Below are 17,972 nucleotides of genomic sequence, written 5' to 3'. Positions count from 1 at the left end.
AATGTATTCATTCATACAAAGCAGGAAATCAGTGCGAGGGTCAAAGAATTCGAAAAATGGGTCAATCAGCGCCCGTACCAAGTCATTGATCGACTTTGTTTGGCTTATTAAAGGCAATATATATAGTAAATTTATTAATATCAGTAACGGTTCCTCCTGGCCCGTTAACATTAATTAGTGATTGTCTATATAGTCCATTCCATCCTGCTTTCAAAGTTGCGGTTAACCCAGCCCATCCAATTACTCCAGCTCCAGGAAGTACTGAAATTATACCTAAAATAATCGAAGTCCCTAATTCTCCATTACTAATATTAGTTAAAGACTGAATCATTTCATTTGTTTTAGCTTCACTCATGTACCATCGCCAATAATTCCAACCTTCTTCTGTTGCGTTTCTATTGTAATAAGTTCCATATGTGGAAATCTGATTAGAAATTATATATGTATCTAAAGCATAGTAAATATCTGATTTTAAGCTTTCTAATGTATATTTTTTACCTGTGATTTCGTTAAATGTATTTATATCAAATTCATCAAATAAATGATTGATGTAGTTTTTATCATATACATAATGATTGCCTTCAATTGATAATGATTCGGTTATTTTATCTTGAATCTTGTTAAACTCAAGAATGATTGGGTTTGATTCTTTCCTATTCTGAATATTTTCTTCAGAAGCCGAAACAGGTGTAACTAATAAAATCCCCATGCATAGACACACCATTATACTAAAAATATTTACGAACAAATTTTTAATTTTAAACTTTTCCATAATGAATTATTCTCCTTCTATCTTTTACAACCTTACTATTTATGCCCTTTATTATCGCCGTAAGGTAAGCTTGTTTTCCAGCAATCATCAACCTTATGGTGTTCAGGGCAATACTCAGGCAAGAGAAGAACACCTCCGACGCATACCATCATAATGAATTTAATATAGTTCCTTTTCATAAAACCTGTTTCCTTCTTTCTTTGTTATATTCATGATAAAATTTATTAAAAAGAAAGGGAATCGTTTTTTTGCGAAATTCTAAAAATAAAATATGACCATTTATAGAAAGACAAATCAGGAAAAATATAGGAAAGATCGCTTTTATGCTGCTTATATTCAAGAATTGAGGAAATATTATGAAGTCCCACAGAAAGATCTGGCGAAAATTCTTCATGTTAGCAATTCTTCACTGTCAAGAATGGAGTCTGGACAGGCGAATATGGATGTGGATCTGTTTAATCATGCGATTGAATATTTTGAGAAGTATGATCCGGATTATAAATTCAATAGAAAAATTGCGCAATTAGAGGAAGCGGAACAATGGATCGATCGCTGCGTACAAGATTTTATCCATCTTTCCTATTTTAAAAAGCTGGATGAAATTAAAATTTATCTCGATCAGGAAAATAATAAGCATTCTTTTGCGTATTTTCATTATAAAATCGTGGAATCGTTTTATGATCTTTTCCAAAATACAGGAACAGCAGAAGATATCAAAAAAATTATTGATTCACAATATTTTGTAAGTGAATACTACGTATCGATCCTCTATGATCTGTGCGGGATCATAGAGGATGCGATAGATCTTGATGTGATCGGATCTCAAATTCAATATCTTCAAAAAGCGCTTCGCTGTGCGCGGCAGATCGATCATCATGGACTGATTGGTTTGATCGAATACCATTTAATGTACCGACTTGATGATTTAAATAAACCGATGCAGGCACTTGAACTTGTAAAAAACTGCAAAGAGCATCTTCAACAAGCGGGCGCATATCGACGAATCTTAACGGTACAAATGAACGAAGGGATACTATATCGAAAACTCAGGATCTATTCGAAAGCGATCGAGATTTTTACAAATTTATCAGTAAATAAAGAGCAGGTCATCGATCATCAAATCTTAACATCTCTTTACGATAATTTTTCCTGGTGCCTGTTCATTCAGGAAAAAGATGAACAGGCGCTTGAATATGCCATGAGATCCAGAGAGCTTGGCAGTTCTTTTCCGGATATTTATATCGTATTGGTTTTTTCCAGCTATCGATTGAAACGATTTGATCAATGCAAAAACTTTGCGCAGGAATTCATTGACCAGGAGAGGAAAGAGGATCGTGCCCTACCGATCAAACTGTTCATGCAGCTGATGATCAAAGTGTTGAATCAGGAACTGGACGTATTCGATCTGGAATTTCAAATTACATCTTTGCTGCCTTTTTACAGAGCGATAGAGCTGGAAATTCCATTTTACAGCTTGCTGATCGATTACTATCGACAACAAAATGATTTGGAGCAGGTCATTGTTTTACAAGAGAAACTGATCCAGTATTTAAAATTAAATAATGCCTTTCACTGAAGAAATGCACAAGTCTTATTCGCTATCGCTTCATAATTATTCTATTATAAGAAAAATAAAAGAGTGCTAAGATACCGGTTTACACCGTTTCCTTAGCACTCTTTTTGTAAATCATCTCTTGAATCCAGATCGATATCCTCTTATCTTCTATCAATTGTTAAGATACCAATTTTTGAATTGATCGAGCACTTTCCGGATATATTTACGGGATTTTCCTGTCATGCGACTGATTTCGGATTGCTTATACCCTTCCGCCTTGAGCTTGATCACTTCGAGATCTTCTGCAGAAAAGAGCTTTTGTTCCTGCAAAGAATCGATCCAGTCTTTGATCAATGTGTTTTTCGCATGCTCTGCTTGTGGATCGGCGATCAGATCGACATATTGGGTCACACCATCTTCTTTGACTTTTCGATCAAGGGAAACCACATCAAAATGATAGTTGAGCGAATGCCGCTGTTCATACTTTCCTTCATCAATCAATTTATTTTGCAGGGCGCTCTTATAATAAACGGTAAAAGGAATATTCTGATAAGGACGATACGATTCTAAACAATCGAGCAGCACCGTATCCGCCAACGCCAAACGATCTTCGAACCATCCATCCTGCGTTCTAGAAAATGATCTTTTTTCTTTTAAGAGCCGATAGACGAGTGGCCGATAATACTCGATCAAACGAGCGATCGCTTCATCATCTTTCAAAAAATAAAGATAGATGAGCTCATAAATATTTTCTTGTTCCATAGGCCATTATTGCAGAGGCTCGCGTTTATTCAAGATTTCATAAAGAAGAATCGCGCAAGCGACGGAAGCGTTGAGCGAAGAGATCTCGCCAAGCATCGGCAGCTTGACCATATAATCGCATTGCTTTTTAACAAGAGGCGAGATCCCCTTGCCTTCCGAACCGATCACGAGCACTGTTGGCTCCTCGTACATGCCTTGCCGATAATCGCGAGCATGATCCATATCCGCACCAGCGACCCAATAGCCTTCTTCTTTCATTTTCTTCAATGCTTGCGACAAGTTGCTCACGACTGCGACAGGAATCGTATAAGCAGCCCCTGTGCTCGCCTTTATGGCAGCTGGAGTAAGTCCTACGCTGTTATGTTTGGTGATGATCACACCATCCACGCCTGTACAGTCTGCGCTTCGCAAGATCGAACCAAGATTGTGAGGATCTTGGATCCCATCCAATGCGACATACAATCCAGGCTTATTCCCTTTTTTCTTTTTCAAAAGTTCTTCAAGAGAATAGGTGGGTATATCTTTGACTTTCGCCACAATTCCTTGATGCGATGCGTTCTCCGTTAATTCATCGAGTTTTTTTCTAGAAACGACTTGTTTTTTGCAGGATAGCGCCTGAACGGCTTTTTGGATCTTCTGATCCTTTAAATTTTGTAGAATAAACACTTCCTGGATCGAGGAAGGATCGTTTTGGATTTGATTGAATACATTTTTGCCATAGACTAACATAGCTTATCTCCTTCTTGGATGATCTTTTCCATGAGTTCGTTCAGTCGCTCATGGTGATCGTATAAATACAAATAACCAATCAAAGCTTCGAGCGAAGTAGACCGTAAATACGTTTTTCCATCCGCGTTTTTCGCTTTCGAATGAATCGACGCGTTTCTTCCTCGCTGCAAGATCTGCTTTTCGTCTTCATTAAAAAAATGTTCCGATTCCAAAACTTCCAAGATCTTGGATTGTCCCTTGGCACTATTGATCTTGGCGCTCTTCTTTTGAAGGATATCCGCTTTCGTGTAGCCAAGAGACAGCAGATGTTTTCGTATTTCTAGTGTCATATAACCATCGCCGATCCAGGCTAAGGAGGTCGCGTTTTGGGTGACGATTTCCATTAGAGGATCCCTTGCTCTTGTAAACGCGCCCGATATAGATCCGCGTGTTCAAAATCTTTCTCTTGGACTGCGTTTCGCCATGAACGATATAGTTCTTTATCTTCTTGACTCAAGTGGATCGTCGGTAATTTGATTCCTAATACAGTGAGCATCTTTTCAAGCGTGAATAAAGCGTCGTTGAGCGCTTTAACATCGATTTCTTTTTGCCTTTGAAGCTGGTTGATCTTCTTGACACATTCTAAAAGCGCCGTGATCGCGTTTGGTGTGTTGAGATCGTCGTTCAACGCTTCGATAAATGGATTCCAAAGCGTTTGATCTAGCTCTTTGGGTTCTTCTTCCTCATTTGCGATCTGCACTTTGACTTGTCCTTGCCGGTACGCGTTTTCGATCTTGGCTAATTCTTTTTGAGCACTTTCAAACGCCTTTTCGTTAAGGTTGAGTGGAGCCCGATAATGCGCGGAAATCATGACCCAGCGAATCACGTTTTCCCCATACATCGCGATCAGATCCTTGGCCCACCAAACATTCCCCAAAGATTTTGACATTTTGATCCCATCGATATTGATCATGCCATTATGTACCCATATATTGGCAAGATGTGTATGATGCAGCGATTCGCATTGAGCGATCTCGTTTTCATGATGCGGGAACTTTAGATCCAGTCCACCACCATGAATATCGATCAGAGGCTTTTGGAAGACGTCATTGATCATAACCACACATTCTGTATGCCATCCTGGACGCCCTTTCGACCATGGAGAATCCCATTGAATACCACGATCCGTTTCTTTCCATAATGTAAAATCAAGCGGATTTTCTTTTTTGGTATTCTCATCAATGCGGGCGCCTACCATTAGATCTTCCACCTTTTGATGGGATAGCTCGCCATAGAGGCTGTTGGAATCGACACGATAATATACATCGCCATCGACTTGGTAAGCGGCACCTTTTTGAATAAGCTGATCGATAAATCGAATGATCGCATCCATCGTTTCGGTGACTTTTGGAGCGACATCAGGTTGATCGGCATTCAGATCAGCGCGTGTTTGATCATACGCTTCGATAAACTGAGTCGTGATTTCTTGCTCGCTGACGCCTTTTTCGATTGCCGTATTGATGATCTTATCATCGACATCTGTATAATTGGAAGCGTAGAGAACGTCCATCCCTTGGGCCTCAAGCGTCTTTTTTAACGTATCGAAGACGATGATCGGCCGAACATTACCTATATGCGGATAGTTGTATACGGTTGGTCCGCAAACATACATCGACACTTTCCCTTCTTCGATCGGCTTTAGCTCTTCGATCGTTTGTGTATAGCTGTTATATAATTTCATAGTATTTCCTTCCTAGAAAAAAAGCATAGTCATCCTATGCGTTGATTATCGTTGCTGGTTTAGCTCAATGCTCAATTCTTTAAATTGATCGAGCAGCTCTTCATCGATGCCGCTTTCTTTCATTTTTTCAAGATAGACAAGATCAAGATCGTCGACATCTTTTGTCGTCTCGTCTTTTTCTTCATTCGTGAGTCGTACTTTAACAGGCATAAAAACCTCCTATTCCTTAAGGATACTCGAAAGGATACAGATTTTCAAGAACGATAAAAAAAGACACTCTATGCAGAGTGTCTTGATCATACTTTATCCTATACGATTAGTCGCCTAATTCAGAGAAGTATTTAATTGTACGAACCATTTGGCTAGTGTAAGAGTTTTCGTTGTCATACCAAGAAACAACTTGAACTAATGTATTTCCATCGCCAGTAGGTGTGCACATTGTTTGTGTAGCATCGAACAATGAACCGTATTTCATACCGATTACATCGCTAGATACGATTTCTTCCGTGTTATATCCGAAAGATTCAGTTTGAGCAGCAGCCATAGCAGCGTTTACTTGATCCACTGTCACTTCACCTTCAACTTCAGCAACTAGAAGAGTTGTAGAACCTGTAGGAACAGGAACACGTTGTGCCGATCCGATCAATTTACCGTTCAATTCAGGAATTACCAAACCGATGGCTTTAGCAGCACCTGTAGAGTTAGGAACGATGTTGACAGCAGCAGCGCGGCTACGACGTTTGTCACCTTTTCTTTGAGGTCCATCCAATGTCATTTGATCGCCTGTGTAAGCATGAACTGTAGTCATGATTCCACCTTTGATTGGGGCAAGATCGTTCAAAGCTTTCGCCATAGGAGCTAAGCAGTTTGTCGTGCAGCTTGCGGCAGAAATTACTGTATCCGATGGTTTCAAGATTTTTTCGTTAACATTGTAAACTACAGTTGGAAGATCGTTACCAGCTGGTGCGGAAATAACGACTTTACGAGCACCTGCATCGATATGAGCTTGTGCTTTTGCTTTTGAAGTATAGAAACCTGTACATTCAAGAACAACGTCTACACCAAGATCTTTCCAAGGCAATTTGCTAGCGTCTGCTTCTTTGTAGATCGTGATCTTCTTTCCATCAACTGTGATAGAATCTTCACCAGCTTCTACTTTATCAGCCAATTTGTAAGTACCTTGTGTCGAGTCGTACTTTAACAAATGAGCTAACATATCAGGGCTAGTCAAGTCGTTGATCGCTACTACTTCATAGTTAGGATCGTCAAACATTTGACGGAATGCCAAGCGTCCGATACGTCCAAAACCGTTAATTGCAACTTTTACTGTCATTTTCAGTAAATCCTCCTTTTAAATTTCATCAATATTATAAAATTAGCCAACTGAAAAGTCAATGTACTGCACGAATTTGTAAAGGCTTACACTCATATGAATGCTTTTTGACATTCTTTACAAAAAGTGTCAAAATTACATATACCCTAACGGATGATATAAGGAGAGATTATGAATACGAATATTCTATTGGAGCTGCTCGAAAACAACGCTCGCTTAACGACGCAGGATCTCGCGGATATCCTTCACGAAGATGAAGCGTTGATCAAGTCCGAGATCCAGCAGCTTGAAAAAGAGAAGATCATCTGCGGTTATCATACGGTGATCAACTACAATAAAGCGTTAAAAAATGAAAAAGTCATGGCTTTTATCGAAGTCGACTGTACGCCACAACGACATAAAGGCTACGACAAGACGGCGATGAAGATCGCCAATTATCCTGAAATCGATACGATGTATCTACTATCGGGAGATTGTGATTTTCTCTGCCTTGTCCAAGGAAAAACGATGTTCGAAGTCGCTCGTTTCGTCTCCGACAAGATCGCATGCGTAGAAGATGTAAGAGCGACCAAGACTTTATTCGTCCTTAAACAATATAAGCAAAATGGAATCGTCATGAAAGATGAAGAAGATGTCGAATCCACACGATTGGTGGTGACTCCATAATGAAGCCATTATCGAAAACGATCGAGAATTTAAAGCCCAGCGGTATCCGGAAGTTCTTCGATCTCGCAAGCACAATGGATAACGTCATCTCCTTTGGTGTAGGCGAACCCGACTTCGACACGCCTTGGCATATTTGTGAAAATGCCGTCTATTCCATGTCGGAAGGAAAGACCCATTATACAGCCAACCGCGGTCTTCTAGAACTTAGAAAACTGATCGCAGAATTCCATCGAATCCGTTACGATCAGCACTATAATCCTGAAAACGAGATCTTGGTTACGGTTGGCGGTTCGGAAGCGATCGATCTAGCGATGCGGGCCATGATCAATCCAGGCGATGAAGTGATCACGATGGATCCAAATTATGTTGCCTATACGCCCGCGATCGAAATGGCAGGCGGAATCCCTGTCATTATTCCCCTAGAAGAAAAGAGTGAATTTAAGCTTACTCCCGAAGCTTTGAAAAACGCGATCACGGATAAAACAAAAGCAATCTTGATCAACTTTCCAAGCAACCCGACTGGAGGTGTCATGACATACGAAGATTATGAAAAGCTCGTCCCGATCATTGAAGAAAGCGGGATCTATGTCGTATCGGACGAGATCTATGCTGAACTTACCTTTGATGGAGAGTTCGCTTCGTTAGCGCAATTTCCAAGCATCCGCGATCAAATCGTCGTGATCAACGGTTTCTCGAAAGCGTTCGCCATGACAGGGTGGCGTTTAGGTTATGTCATGTCGAATCCGAATTTAAGCGCTGCGATGACCAAGATCCATCAATATATCATCATGTCCGCGCCTACTCCCGCCCAATATGCCGCTTTAGAAGCGATGACCGATGGACTTTCCGACGTATCCCATATGCGCAACGAGTATATGAATCGAAGAAATCTCTTGGTTTCTCGTTTAAATCGTATGGGACTAAAAACAAATATGCCCCACGGCACATTTTATGTTTTCCCTAATATTTCGCAAACGGGCCTAACAAGCGAAGAATTTTGTAATCGACTCGTCGAGGAGCAACGCGTGGCTTGCGTACCAGGAACCGCTTTTGGCGAAAAAGGCGAAGGTTTTATGCGGATGTCCTACGCTTGTTCGATGGATAATATCATTGAAGGATGTGACCGCATCGAGGCGTTCCTCGCCTCTCTTGAACAAAAACAAGAAGAAAATCCTTCAAATCGATCCTAAGAAAAGGAAGAGACATCATGCCTCTTCCTTATTTTTAGGACCGATCAATTCGCAGATCAATTGAATATATTCAGGATCTGGGCAATTCCTGAAAAACAGCTCCTGAAACGATTTTCTTCCAATCACACCAGATAAAAGCTCCGGATCGAGCTCTGGCAGGATCTTTTTGAGATCGCGGCACGTGATCGATTTCACTTCATCGAGGATTTTTTTGTTGCCCTGCTCCGGGATCGCTCTTTCTCTTGGATACCCTTGACCAGATGGCTCGCAAAAGAGCTTTTCAAAAATGTATTCAAGATTCAGATCGCCTCCCCAGCCAAAACCTTTCGCAAACGGAAGAGAAATGGCATTTCCATCGTTGATCTGAGCAAACGTATACGCATCCAAAGAATCTTCGATATGTCCACATAACACGCCTGGAAACGCGTTGCAGGCTAGCATCGCCCCTTCCCCAGTACCACAACCTGTCACGACATAATCGGCTGTTTTGGAGTTAAGCAAGATCGCGGCGAGGATCCCATTTTGTACATAAGTGAGCGGGTCGTCTTTTTCGTTAAACATTCCATAATTAACGACCTCATAGCCGTAAGGCAGCACCGCTTTTTTTAAGGCATTCTCAACGCTCGCGTTTTTTTGCGCTTGAGAATTCTCCATGATCAATGCGATTTTCATAGTCATCTCCTTTATTGCGGCGTCCGGCCTAGACTTGCCAAAATACTGCCATCTACAAATAGAATTTGGCCATTCACAAAATCCGATGCACTAGAAGCGAGGAAAACAGCAGGTCCTTCTAGATCTTCTGGCTTGCCCCATCGATGGGCAGGCGTTTTCGCTAAAATAAAAGCATCGAATGGATTTGGCGAGCCATCCGCTTGTTTTTCACGCAATGGTGCAGTTTGGCTAGTCGCGATATAACCTGGTCCGATCCCATTGCATTGGATATTGTATTCTCCAAATTCCGCGCAAATATTTCGGGTCAGCATTTTCAGACCGCCTTTAGCTGCCGCGTATCCCACTACAGTTTCCCGTCCTAATTCAGACATCAAAGAGCAAATATTGATGATTTTGCCCGCGTTCTTTTCGATCATTGCTGGTAAGACCGCTTTTGCCATGATGAATGGCCCTGTTAAATCGACATCGACAACTTTGCGAAAATCGGCCACATCCATTTCAAGCATTGGCTTTCTTTGAATGATTCCTGCATTGTTGACAAGAATATCGATCGTGCCGACTTCGGCTTCGATCTTTTTCATCATGTCCGCAACTTCACTTTCGTTGGTTACATCGCATACATAACCATGCGCCTGAATGCCTTCTTTCGCGTAAGCTTGAAGAGCTTGTTCGTTTTTTTCTTTATAGCGGCCATTGAAACAGATCGTCGCGCCGGCTTTTGCCAGAGCGCAAGCTATGCCAAAGCCAATACCATGCGTCGCTCCTGTGATCAACGCGACTTTTCCTTTCAATCCAAACATTTGATCAATATATGTATTCATTTTAAACCTCCAAATCAATGATGATCCTTTTTGATTCTTCTTGAATCTTACCATGTTTTTACAACATATCTGCATAGAGCTACTCTTGATCTTTTCCGCTTCAAAAAAAAGCGCAAAGAACTTCCCTTGCGCTTAGATATTGATAATTTTTTTGATCATCGAATTGATCATAGAAATCACAGTAAGAATTCCCGTGGATGTGCAGGCACCTAAAAAATCGATCAAAACATCTTTTTTAGACATGACTCGTCCCGCTACAGATCCTTGATGCCATTCATCAAAGATCGCAAGCGCTAAAGCGATGCATAAACTTAAAAACAAGCGTGAAAACTTCTTCATTCCTAAAATAGCAAGGGTCAAATAGACCATAGCGGCTAACGCAAAATAGATGGAGAAGTGCGCAAGCTTGCGGACATTTTGATTCCAATTGCTTCCATATGGAGAAAAGCGGATCACTAAGCCTTTGATCCTTTCGTATAAGCTGATTCCCTCCGGACTTGTCATCAAGCGGTCTTTGAATTCTTGTTTTAAATTTTCAGTGACGACCTCGCTTCGGTTCGAAGTTGTCGCTCCATCTTCGGCGGAGAGCGTATAAGCGGCAAGAACGATGATGCCACTTAAAGCGAGAAATAAGAACGCTAAAAGGATCCTCATTAAAATACTCGTTTTTTTCATGTTTCGAATTGTACAACAATCTTAATTTTATTTCAAATTAAAAAAAACCTCGAGAACGAGGTTTTCTCTATTATTCGTTTGTTCCAGTCAATTCAGCCATCGCTTTTTGATAGTTTAACGTTTTTTCATGGGCGTCTAACGCGTTGTCACCTTTGATGCAGTAGTAGAACTTGCATTTTGGCTCTGTTCCGCTAGGACGTACGGCGATCCAGCTTCCATCTTCCAGATAGTATTTTAATACATCCGATTTTGTGAAGCCTGTCAACTCTTTTGTTTCGCCATTTTCTTTGATGACACTCTCTTTATAATCTTCAAAACGCACCACCGGTGTTCCGCCGATTTCTTTTGGCGCGTCTTTTCTAAGATCCGCTAAGATCTCTTTGATCCGATTCGCTCCCGCTTCGCCAGAAAGAGTCAATGCCACTTGGCTTTCCTCATACGTTCCATGTTGTTCGTAGAGATCGTTCAATACGTCGATGAGATCTTTGCCTTGTTGTTTGTAGAACGAGGCAGCTTCTGCCAACATCAAGCAAGCTTGTGGCGCGTCTTTATCTCGGACAAAAGGTTTGATCAAAGAACCATAGCTTTCTTCATAACCGAATACATAGTTCTTTTCTCCTGTCTTTTCATATTTTGCGACTTTTTCACCGATGAATTTGAAGCCTGTCAGCGTTTTTTCCGTTTCTGTTCCGTGCGCAGAAGCGACTTTTTCACCAAGATCGCTCGTTACGACTGTATTGAACATCACAGGATTTTCTGGCATGATTCCATGCGCTTCCATTTGCGATAAAATATACTCTAGTAATACCGCTCCCGATTGGTTGCCTGTCATGATCACATAATCGCCATCGTGTTTCACTCCAACACCCATCCGGTCAGCGTCTGGATCGCATACTAAGATAATATCGGCATCGTTATCTTTCGCGTATTTCAAAGCGAGCTCATAGGCACCGATTTGTTCAGGGTTTGGAGTTGGCGTATTTGAGAAATCCGGATCTGGGGTGCATTGTTCTTCAACAGGAATGCAGTTGTAACCCGCTCTTTCATAAACAGTCCGAACAGGAATGTTGGCTGTACCGTGTTCTGGAGAGAAAACGATCTTGATATCCTTTGTAACGTCTGGATTCAATTGGATACCGAGCACTTTTTCATAATACGCTTCATCGACATCTTTACCGATCACCGTGATCCGCTTTTCTTCTTCTGGCGTGACTGTCGCATCGATCGCAAGCTCATCTTCGATCGCGTTGACTTGATCGATCACTTGACTCGCAAGAGCCGGGACAAGTTGGCATCCTTTATCATCGTATAATTTATATCCATTATATTCTCTAGGATTGTGGCTCGCCGTGATCATGATCCCGCCAAAGCAGTGTAAATGACGAACAGCGAAAGACAATTCAGGAGTAGGACGAAGCGATTCGAAAACATAAGAATTGATTCCGTTTTTCGCTAAGATCTTGGCGCAGTCAAACGCGAACTCTCTAGACATGTGGCGATTGTCATAACCGATCGCGATCCCTTCTTCACATGCTTTTTCCCCGTGCGCTTTGATGTAGTTCGCATAGCCTTGCGTCACTTTGCGGATCGTATGCAGGTTGATCCGATTTGTTCCAGGACCTAATAATCCGCGCATTCCTGCCGTTCCAAATTCAATGAGCGTGTAGAACGCGTCATTCTTTTCTTCTTCACTCATCCCTTTGAGCTCTTCAAGATATTGAGGATCAAGATTTGGATGATTGACCCATTTTTCATAACGTTCTTCAACAATCGACATTTTTAATTCCTCCTCTATTCTTTTTCAATGATAAAAAAAGTCTCGAGAAAACGAGACTTTTGATTTTGAATTTTTTCTTACGCGATGATCTTTTGGGCGCGAAGAACTTCTTCAATTGCAGCGATGGCTGCGTCTTCGTCTTCACCAGTGCAGCTAATCGTGATTTCAGATTGTGTTGGGATACCTAAAGACATTACACCCATGATCGATTTCATGTTTACTTCGCGGCCTTTGAATGCAACATTAATATCGCTTTTATATTTGCTTGCTGCATTGACAGCTACAGTTGCAGGACGCGCATGAAGTCCTACTGGATCGATGACCGTTACAGTTACTTGTTTCATTTTATGTTTTCCTCCTAAAATCTAAATTTATTTTATGCCATTTTATTTGATAAGACAATACTAAATCGTCTTTTTTGTAGACGCTTCCATTAATGGAATTTTCAACTTTTTCGCCTTTTGCGCAAAGATTCCAGAGCCAGGAACGCGCTTATTTGTAAAGCTTCCATCATAGATCTCATGAACGCCGCAGCTTGGAGAACGGGGCTGCAAAACAAGAAGATCACAATCTTTGATCCGATCAAGAGCATGCAGAGCTCCCTCTTCAAAGGCCTGCGTATGATCTTGCCCATTGGCGTCGATCACTCTTCCCTCTTTGATCTCGCAAGGGATCCTTGGACAAGGAAGGCCGCCCTCCATTTCAGGACAGATCAATATGATCTCGTCATTTTTAAAGCGTTCCATCAAATCCGAATCATAGTTGTTCTTGCCATTGTATTTACAATTGACTCCTGCTAAACAAGCGCTCATCCCGACTTTCATGGTCATTGACTCATCAATTCGTTATAGAGCAATGAATAAGTCCGGGCGCTGTTTTCCCACGATACATCCGTATTCATCGCATTCGTCTGCAATGTATCCCAGTCTTCTTTGCGGTTATAGTATACGTCTGTCGCGTAGTACAGAGTATGAACGAGATCTTGCGCATTATAAGCCGCGAAAGAGAAACCGTTTCCGCTCTTATCGTACTCGTTGTATGGATCCACCGTATCTTTCAAACCACCCGTTTCACGAACAAGTGGCAAAGTTCCATAACGCAATGAGCAAAGCTGCGATAAGCCGCACGGCTCGAACAAGCTAGGCATCAAGAATAAGTCGGAACCCGCATAAATCCGATGCGCCAGCGCTTCGTTGTATCCTTTATAGAATGCGATCTTTCCTTTATTGGCGTTTTCCAAATTACGGAACGCTTCCTCGATCTGGCTTTCACCGCTGCCTAAAATCGCAAGCTGGATCGGAGCGTTGGCAAACGCGCTCAATTGCTCCATCATCAAGTAGAAGCCTTTTTGCCAAGTCAAACGAGAAACGACACCGACAAGCATCACATCTGGATTTTGCTCTAAACCGAGCTCAGCTTGCAAAGAAGCCTTATCCAATGCTTTTCCAGCCTTCAAATTAACCTTGTCGAAATGATATGGGATATCTGGATCGGTCTTAGGATTCCAGTTCTTCGTATCGATACCGTTTACGATACCCCACAAGTCGTATTTGCGCATATTCAAAACAAGTTCCAAATGTTCGCCATATTGAGGAGTCAAGATCTCTTGTGAATATGTAGGGGAAACCGTCGTGATCTTATCGGAATACAAGATACCCGATTTCATGAAGGAAATACCGCCATCATAGCGAACGTTTCCATTATCGAGCAAATAGTATGGAAGACCAAGGCACGAATCGAGCATTTGAGGCCCAAAATTTCCTTGGAACGCCAAATTGTGGATCGTATAGACGAAACGGATTTGGCGATACCGAGGATCAAAATCGTGCGTTTCTTTGATCATGCAAGGGATCATTCCTGATTGCCAATCATGGCAATGGATAATATTTGGCCAATAGTTGAGCTGATTGAGCATTTCAATCACAGCCTTTTGGAAATAAGCGAAACGTTCTCCATCATCTTCATAGCCATACAAGGCGTCGCGTTCGAAATAGCCTTGATGCTGAACGAAGAAGTAAGCGACCTTATCGATCGTTTGCGAGTAAATGCGCACTGGAACCTCATGATAATTGATCGAAACTGTATAATCTGCACAAAGCGTCAAATCTTGAAAGTTGTTTTCCGCGATCTTTTTATAAAGAGGCAAAACGACTTTCACTTCGTGGCCGATCTCAGAAAGAGCGGCAGGAAGCGAACCAACGACGTCCGCAAGACCACCTGTTTTAACAAAAGGAAGTCCTTCGGATGCGACCATTAAAATCGAAGCCATTATACAGTCTCCCTTCTGCCGATATACAGAGGCGACTCTTCTGTACCCGCTAGATCTTTTTTATGGATGATCCTTGCTCCTTTATCGATAATGCAGTTCTTCAAGTTCGCGTTATCTCCGACAACGGCTTCAGGAAGAATGATGCAGCCATCCACTTTCGCGTTCTTTCCAATCTTGACAGCGCGTCCAATGATCGAGTTCGTGATCTCGCCGCTAATTTGGCAACCATTGGAAACATACGTGTTTCGAGTCGTTCCATCATTGAGATAGATCGTAGGCGCTGAATCGTAGGTACGAGTATAGATCGGCCAGTTCGCATCGCTGAAATCTTTCATATTGTCTTCATGAAGCATCATCATGTTGCTCTTGAAATATGATTCTTGGTTGTAGATCGGATAAATACGTCCTCTATAATTGATTGCGCGGATATCCATATCCGGGCAGCTGTCATTGATGATATCTTTTAGCCAATACATCGAGCTTGTCGCTCTTGCCTTCTTTACAAGATTGATGAAGACTTCCTTCGACATGATATAAGTGGCAAGAGAAAGATTGCGCACTTTATAAGCGCCTAAATTTTCTTCGATCCCTAATACGCCTTTTTGTTTATTGAGCGTCAAGACATCGCAATGCAGATATTTATCTTTGGCATCGTCAATACGTTGATAGAGCATGGAAATATCCGCTCCGCTAGCGACGTGCTGATCGAGAAGATCCGAATAGTTGGCTTTATAAATAAAGTTGACCGGTGCGATGATCACATAGTCGTTTGGATCGTTTTCGATATCAACGAGATTGTCGTAATACATTTCAACATCCGGCACCGCGTTGGCACGTGTTCCATCTGGGAAGACAGGGATCAATCCTAAATGGCCATGCTTCGAGTTGATGTTATAGTGACGGCCTGAACCAATGTGTTCGAATAAAACTTTTGGATTTCCGTTGACATAAATATCGATATCCCACATACCAGAATTTGTCATATTGGAAATCGGAAAGTCGACTAAACGATAGCGCCCGATGAAGTTGAACGCCGCGATTGGACGATACTTTTCCAATCCTTCGATATAAATATTGGTGTTGTTGTAAGCTATGATTCCTAATGCATTAAACATACTGACTCACCTCTATTCCCCTTTCTTGACCCTTTTGGCAACGAGCGCGATCTCTTTGCTGTCAGGATCCGATACGACCGCTTCTGGATCGATCTTCACATTTTCTGCAACGATGGCCCGATACACTTTAGCGCCCGCGCCCACATGCACGCCTGGCATCAAAACAGATTGTTGCACATCCGCGCCTTCTTCGATCACAACATTATTGAAAAGAACCGAGTCTTTTGCCGTACCGTAGATCACAGCGCCTTGGTTGATATAGCAATGTTCTACTTTTCCATTTGGACCAACATAGTGTGGAAGCGAAGGAATGTCCGAAGTATAGATCTTCCAATTTGGATCGTCGAGGTCGAGCTCGTTGTTCTTGTTGAGCAGATCCATGTTGGCTTCCCACAATGAATCGATCGTTCCAACATCTTTCCAATAGCCTTCGAATTGGTAGACGGAAAGGTGTTTTCCTTGGTTGAGAAGACTTGGGATGATATCGTTACCGAAATCGTGCGAGCTTCCTTCCCGCTTCATATCATCCAACAATTCTTTACGCAGCAGCTTCCAGTTGAAGATATAGATTCCCATGCTTGCCAAATTGCTTTTTGGTTCTTTTGGTTTTTCCTTGAAGGCAATGATGTTGCTTTGATCATCGATTTCCATGATTCCAAAGCGGCTCGCTTCTTTCCAAGGCACTTGCAAGACCGCGATCGTCGCGTCGGCCGCATTGGCTTTATGTGCCGAAAGCATCTTATCGTAATCCATTTTATAAATGTGGTCTCCAGAAAGGATCAATACGTATTCTGGATTGAATTTATCGATGAACTCGATATTTTGCGTGATCGCATCCGCTGTTCCTCTATATACATCAAATTTCGTTCCGTCTTTTTCGCTTGGCGGAAGAACATAAACCCCACTGCCTCTAGTGTCTAGACCCCAACGCTGCCCAGCACCAGCGTAAGCGTTTAGCTCAACAGGCTCGTATTGCGTCAATACACCAACGACATTGATATTCGAATTCGCGCAGTTACTAATCGGAAAGTCGATGATCCTGTACTTTCCGCCAAAGTAAACAGCCGGCTTCGCTGTCTTTTTTGTCAGATCGAATAATCGCGTACCGCGTCCACCCGCAAGAATCATTGCGAGCATATTATTCTGTTCCATAATTATCCTCCTATTCATCTATTAAAGCTGTTAAAATTATAGCACCTTTTATGCGATTTAAAAATGCTTTTTCGCATAAATTGGAATCGTTTTCACAAAAAAATCGATTTTTTTTGGAGCAATAAAAACGTAACAGATATCATACTAATTTAATTACACACCTTATCTATACCAAATATGGCAATTCAAATTCACCAAAAAAATCGAATTTGCCATTCTGTTTCCAAAATGAGTGAAATTATCAAAAATGCCTTCACAAGCAAAACCATTGTCATTCTCCTTCAAGAAAACTACGATACGAATAGGAGGAAAAATGTATGTATATTTCTATTACCGGTTTCCATCTTTTCCTATTTGTCATCGTTAGTTTGCTCATCGGACTCGTGATCGGATTCATCCTCGGGAAAAGACATTAAAGGCAAAAAAAAGCAGAGGTTCCCATTCTGATAAGCTCCCCTAATAGTAGACACGCCAAACAACTAAATTTGGAGGTCCTATTAGGGGGCTTTTTATATGGGAAGAAAATCAAAATACACTATAGATTTTAAATTATCTGTTGTTGACCGCTATTTAAATAAAGGAGAAGGATCCGTCACGATTGGAAAAGATTTAAATCTTAATCCAAACACTGTAATGAAATGGGTAAAACAATTTCAAAAGTCGGATGCTGAAGTTTTTCTGGAGAAACCAAGAAATCAATCCTATTCAAAAGAATTCAAAATACAAGTGATTGAGGAATATTTGGCAGGAGGATGTTCGTATCC

The 17,972-nt window shown here is 41.6% G+C and carries 20 protein-coding genes; 4 read left to right on the top strand and 16 right to left on the bottom strand.

Going from position 1 to position 17,972, the window contains the following annotated elements; genetic code table 11:
* Window positions 1–82: 82 nt before the first annotated feature.
* Window positions 83–772 carry a hypothetical protein gene (locus tag BO225_RS07610; RefSeq protein ID WP_076341650.1) on the bottom strand — a complete coding sequence of 230 codons (690 nt, stop codon included), beginning with the start codon at window positions 770–772 and terminating at the stop codon, window positions 83–85.
* Between the two features lie 439 nt (window positions 773–1,211).
* Between BO225_RS07610 and BO225_RS07600 the strand changes: the two genes are divergently transcribed.
* Window positions 1,212–2,348 carry a hypothetical protein gene (locus BO225_RS07600; RefSeq protein ID WP_076341648.1) on the top strand — a complete coding sequence of 379 codons (1,137 nt, stop codon included), beginning with the start codon at window positions 1,212–1,214 and terminating at the stop codon, window positions 2,346–2,348.
* A 150-nt stretch (window positions 2,349–2,498) separates the two neighbouring features.
* Here BO225_RS07600 and BO225_RS07595 read toward each other — a convergent pair whose 3' ends face one another.
* The 6 genes from BO225_RS07595 to gap form a co-directional block, all read right to left on the bottom strand.
* Complete coding sequence (locus BO225_RS07595; protein ID WP_076341647.1) at window positions 2,499–3,089, bottom strand: RNA polymerase sigma factor; 591 nt, start codon at window positions 3,087–3,089, stop codon at window positions 2,499–2,501.
* A 6-nt stretch (window positions 3,090–3,095) separates the two neighbouring features.
* Window positions 3,096–3,818, bottom strand: a complete 723-nt coding sequence (gene rlmB, locus BO225_RS07590) for a 23S rRNA (guanosine(2251)-2'-O)-methyltransferase RlmB (RefSeq protein WP_076341646.1) — start codon at window positions 3,816–3,818, stop codon at window positions 3,096–3,098.
* Window positions 3,812–4,201 carry a Mini-ribonuclease 3 gene (locus tag BO225_RS07585; protein WP_076341645.1) on the bottom strand — a complete coding sequence of 130 codons (390 nt, stop codon included), beginning with the start codon at window positions 4,199–4,201 and terminating at the stop codon, window positions 3,812–3,814. The genes rlmB and BO225_RS07585 overlap by 7 nt, the downstream gene beginning before the upstream one ends.
* Window positions 4,201–5,538 carry a cysteine--tRNA ligase gene (cysS, locus tag BO225_RS07580; RefSeq protein WP_076341644.1) on the bottom strand — a complete coding sequence of 446 codons (1,338 nt, stop codon included), beginning with the start codon at window positions 5,536–5,538 and terminating at the stop codon, window positions 4,201–4,203. The genes BO225_RS07585 and cysS overlap by 1 nt, the downstream gene beginning before the upstream one ends.
* A gap of 45 nt (window positions 5,539–5,583) precedes the next feature.
* Window positions 5,584–5,748, bottom strand: coding sequence for a hypothetical protein (locus tag BO225_RS12545; RefSeq protein WP_198936115.1), 165 nt, complete (start codon window positions 5,746–5,748; stop codon window positions 5,584–5,586).
* 106 nt (window positions 5,749–5,854) lie between these two features.
* Complete coding sequence (gap, locus tag BO225_RS07575; protein WP_076341643.1) at window positions 5,855–6,871, bottom strand: type I glyceraldehyde-3-phosphate dehydrogenase; 1,017 nt, start codon at window positions 6,869–6,871, stop codon at window positions 5,855–5,857.
* Window positions 6,872–7,042: 171 nt separating this feature from the next.
* Between gap and BO225_RS07570 the strand changes: the two genes are divergently transcribed.
* Together BO225_RS07570 and BO225_RS07565 are read left to right on the top strand one after the other, a co-directional pair.
* Window positions 7,043–7,537 carry an Lrp/AsnC family transcriptional regulator gene (locus BO225_RS07570; RefSeq protein ID WP_076341642.1) on the top strand — a complete coding sequence of 165 codons (495 nt, stop codon included), beginning with the start codon at window positions 7,043–7,045 and terminating at the stop codon, window positions 7,535–7,537.
* Window positions 7,537–8,727, top strand: coding sequence for a pyridoxal phosphate-dependent aminotransferase (locus BO225_RS07565; protein WP_076341641.1), 1,191 nt, complete (start codon window positions 7,537–7,539; stop codon window positions 8,725–8,727). The genes BO225_RS07570 and BO225_RS07565 overlap by 1 nt, the downstream gene beginning before the upstream one ends.
* A gap of 15 nt (window positions 8,728–8,742) precedes the next feature.
* On the opposite strand, the gene BO225_RS07560 is transcribed toward BO225_RS07565, so the two are convergent.
* The 9 genes from BO225_RS07560 to BO225_RS07520 form a co-directional block, all read right to left on the bottom strand.
* Window positions 8,743–9,399 (bottom strand): RpiB/LacA/LacB family sugar-phosphate isomerase, encoded by a 657-nt coding sequence (locus BO225_RS07560; RefSeq protein ID WP_076341640.1) that lies wholly within the window; start codon window positions 9,397–9,399, stop codon window positions 8,743–8,745.
* Window positions 9,400–9,410: 11 nt separating this feature from the next.
* On the bottom strand, window positions 9,411–10,220 hold the full coding sequence (locus BO225_RS07555; RefSeq protein WP_076341639.1) for a gluconate 5-dehydrogenase: 810 nt from the start codon (window positions 10,218–10,220) through the stop codon (window positions 9,411–9,413).
* 132 nt (window positions 10,221–10,352) lie between these two features.
* Window positions 10,353–10,895 (bottom strand): VanZ family protein, encoded by a 543-nt coding sequence (locus BO225_RS07550; protein ID WP_076341638.1) that lies wholly within the window; start codon window positions 10,893–10,895, stop codon window positions 10,353–10,355.
* A gap of 70 nt (window positions 10,896–10,965) precedes the next feature.
* Entirely contained in the window at window positions 10,966–12,672 is a 1,707-nt protein-coding gene (locus BO225_RS07545) for a phospho-sugar mutase (RefSeq protein ID WP_371890743.1), read from the bottom strand.
* 77 nt (window positions 12,673–12,749) lie between these two features.
* On the bottom strand, window positions 12,750–13,016 hold the full coding sequence (locus BO225_RS07540) for a phosphocarrier protein HPr (protein WP_076341637.1): 267 nt from the start codon (window positions 13,014–13,016) through the stop codon (window positions 12,750–12,752).
* 60 nt (window positions 13,017–13,076) lie between these two features.
* Entirely contained in the window at window positions 13,077–13,502 is a 426-nt protein-coding gene (locus tag BO225_RS07535; protein WP_076341636.1) for a 2-thiouracil desulfurase family protein, read from the bottom strand.
* Window positions 13,499–14,941, bottom strand: a complete 1,443-nt coding sequence (glgA, locus tag BO225_RS07530; protein WP_076341635.1) for a glycogen synthase GlgA — start codon at window positions 14,939–14,941, stop codon at window positions 13,499–13,501. The genes BO225_RS07535 and glgA overlap by 4 nt, the downstream gene beginning before the upstream one ends.
* Entirely contained in the window at window positions 14,941–16,056 is a 1,116-nt protein-coding gene (gene glgD, locus BO225_RS07525) for a glucose-1-phosphate adenylyltransferase subunit GlgD (RefSeq protein WP_076341634.1), read from the bottom strand. Before glgD ends, glgA begins: the two co-directional genes overlap by 1 nt.
* A gap of 12 nt (window positions 16,057–16,068) precedes the next feature.
* Window positions 16,069–17,208, bottom strand: coding sequence for a glucose-1-phosphate adenylyltransferase (locus BO225_RS07520; protein ID WP_076341633.1), 1,140 nt, complete (start codon window positions 17,206–17,208; stop codon window positions 16,069–16,071).
* A 513-nt stretch (window positions 17,209–17,721) separates the two neighbouring features.
* Here BO225_RS07520 and BO225_RS07515 point away from each other — a divergent pair.
* On the top strand, window positions 17,722–17,972 hold a 251-nt coding region (locus tag BO225_RS07515), incomplete at its 3' end, for a transposase (RefSeq protein WP_143356797.1).

It is taken from the genome of Dubosiella newyorkensis (assembly GCF_001945605.1).
GTDB lineage: Bacteria > Bacillota_I > Bacilli_A > Erysipelotrichales > Erysipelotrichaceae > Dubosiella > Dubosiella newyorkensis.
This window is presented reverse-complemented; position numbering and strand designations above follow the sequence as displayed.

Coding starts and splice junctions, on each gene's coding strand:
- BO225_RS07540 (WP_076341637.1), bottom strand. CDS start 13,016: ATGAAACAAGTAACTGTAACGGTCATCGATCCAGTAGGACTTCATGCG.
- BO225_RS07545 (WP_371890743.1), bottom strand. CDS start 12,672: ATGTCGATTGTTGAAGAACGTTATGAAAAATGGGTCAATCATCCAAAT.
- BO225_RS07600 (WP_076341648.1), top strand. CDS start 1,212: ATGGATGTGGATCTGTTTAATCATGCGATTGAATATTTTGAGAAGTAT.
- BO225_RS07585 (WP_076341645.1), bottom strand. CDS start 4,201: ATGGAAATCGTCACCCAAAACGCGACCTCCTTAGCCTGGATCGGCGAT.
- BO225_RS07565 (WP_076341641.1), top strand. CDS start 7,537: ATGAAGCCATTATCGAAAACGATCGAGAATTTAAAGCCCAGCGGTATC.
- BO225_RS07555 (WP_076341639.1), bottom strand. CDS start 10,220: ATGAATACATATATTGATCAAATGTTTGGATTGAAAGGAAAAGTCGCG.
- BO225_RS07535 (WP_076341636.1), bottom strand. CDS start 13,502: ATGACCATGAAAGTCGGGATGAGCGCTTGTTTAGCAGGAGTCAATTGT.
- BO225_RS07570 (WP_076341642.1), top strand. CDS start 7,043: ATGAATACGAATATTCTATTGGAGCTGCTCGAAAACAACGCTCGCTTA.
- BO225_RS07560 (WP_076341640.1), bottom strand. CDS start 9,399: ATGAAAATCGCATTGATCATGGAGAATTCTCAAGCGCAAAAAAACGCG.
- glgA (WP_076341635.1), bottom strand. CDS start 14,941: ATGGCTTCGATTTTAATGGTCGCATCCGAAGGACTTCCTTTTGTTAAA.
- BO225_RS07595 (WP_076341647.1), bottom strand. CDS start 3,089: ATGGAACAAGAAAATATTTATGAGCTCATCTATCTTTATTTTTTGAAA.
- BO225_RS07610 (WP_076341650.1), bottom strand. CDS start 772: ATGGAAAAGTTTAAAATTAAAAATTTGTTCGTAAATATTTTTAGTATA.
- cysS (WP_076341644.1), bottom strand. CDS start 5,538: ATGAAATTATATAACAGCTATACACAAACGATCGAAGAGCTAAAGCCG.
- BO225_RS07550 (WP_076341638.1), bottom strand. CDS start 10,895: ATGAAAAAAACGAGTATTTTAATGAGGATCCTTTTAGCGTTCTTATTT.
- BO225_RS12545 (WP_198936115.1), bottom strand. CDS start 5,748: ATGCCTGTTAAAGTACGACTCACGAATGAAGAAAAAGACGAGACGACA.
- glgD (WP_076341634.1), bottom strand. CDS start 16,056: ATGTTTAATGCATTAGGAATCATAGCTTACAACAACACCAATATTTAT.
- BO225_RS07520 (WP_076341633.1), bottom strand. CDS start 17,208: ATGGAACAGAATAATATGCTCGCAATGATTCTTGCGGGTGGACGCGGT.
- gap (WP_076341643.1), bottom strand. CDS start 6,871: ATGACAGTAAAAGTTGCAATTAACGGTTTTGGACGTATCGGACGCTTG.
- rlmB (WP_076341646.1), bottom strand. CDS start 3,818: ATGTTAGTCTATGGCAAAAATGTATTCAATCAAATCCAAAACGATCCT.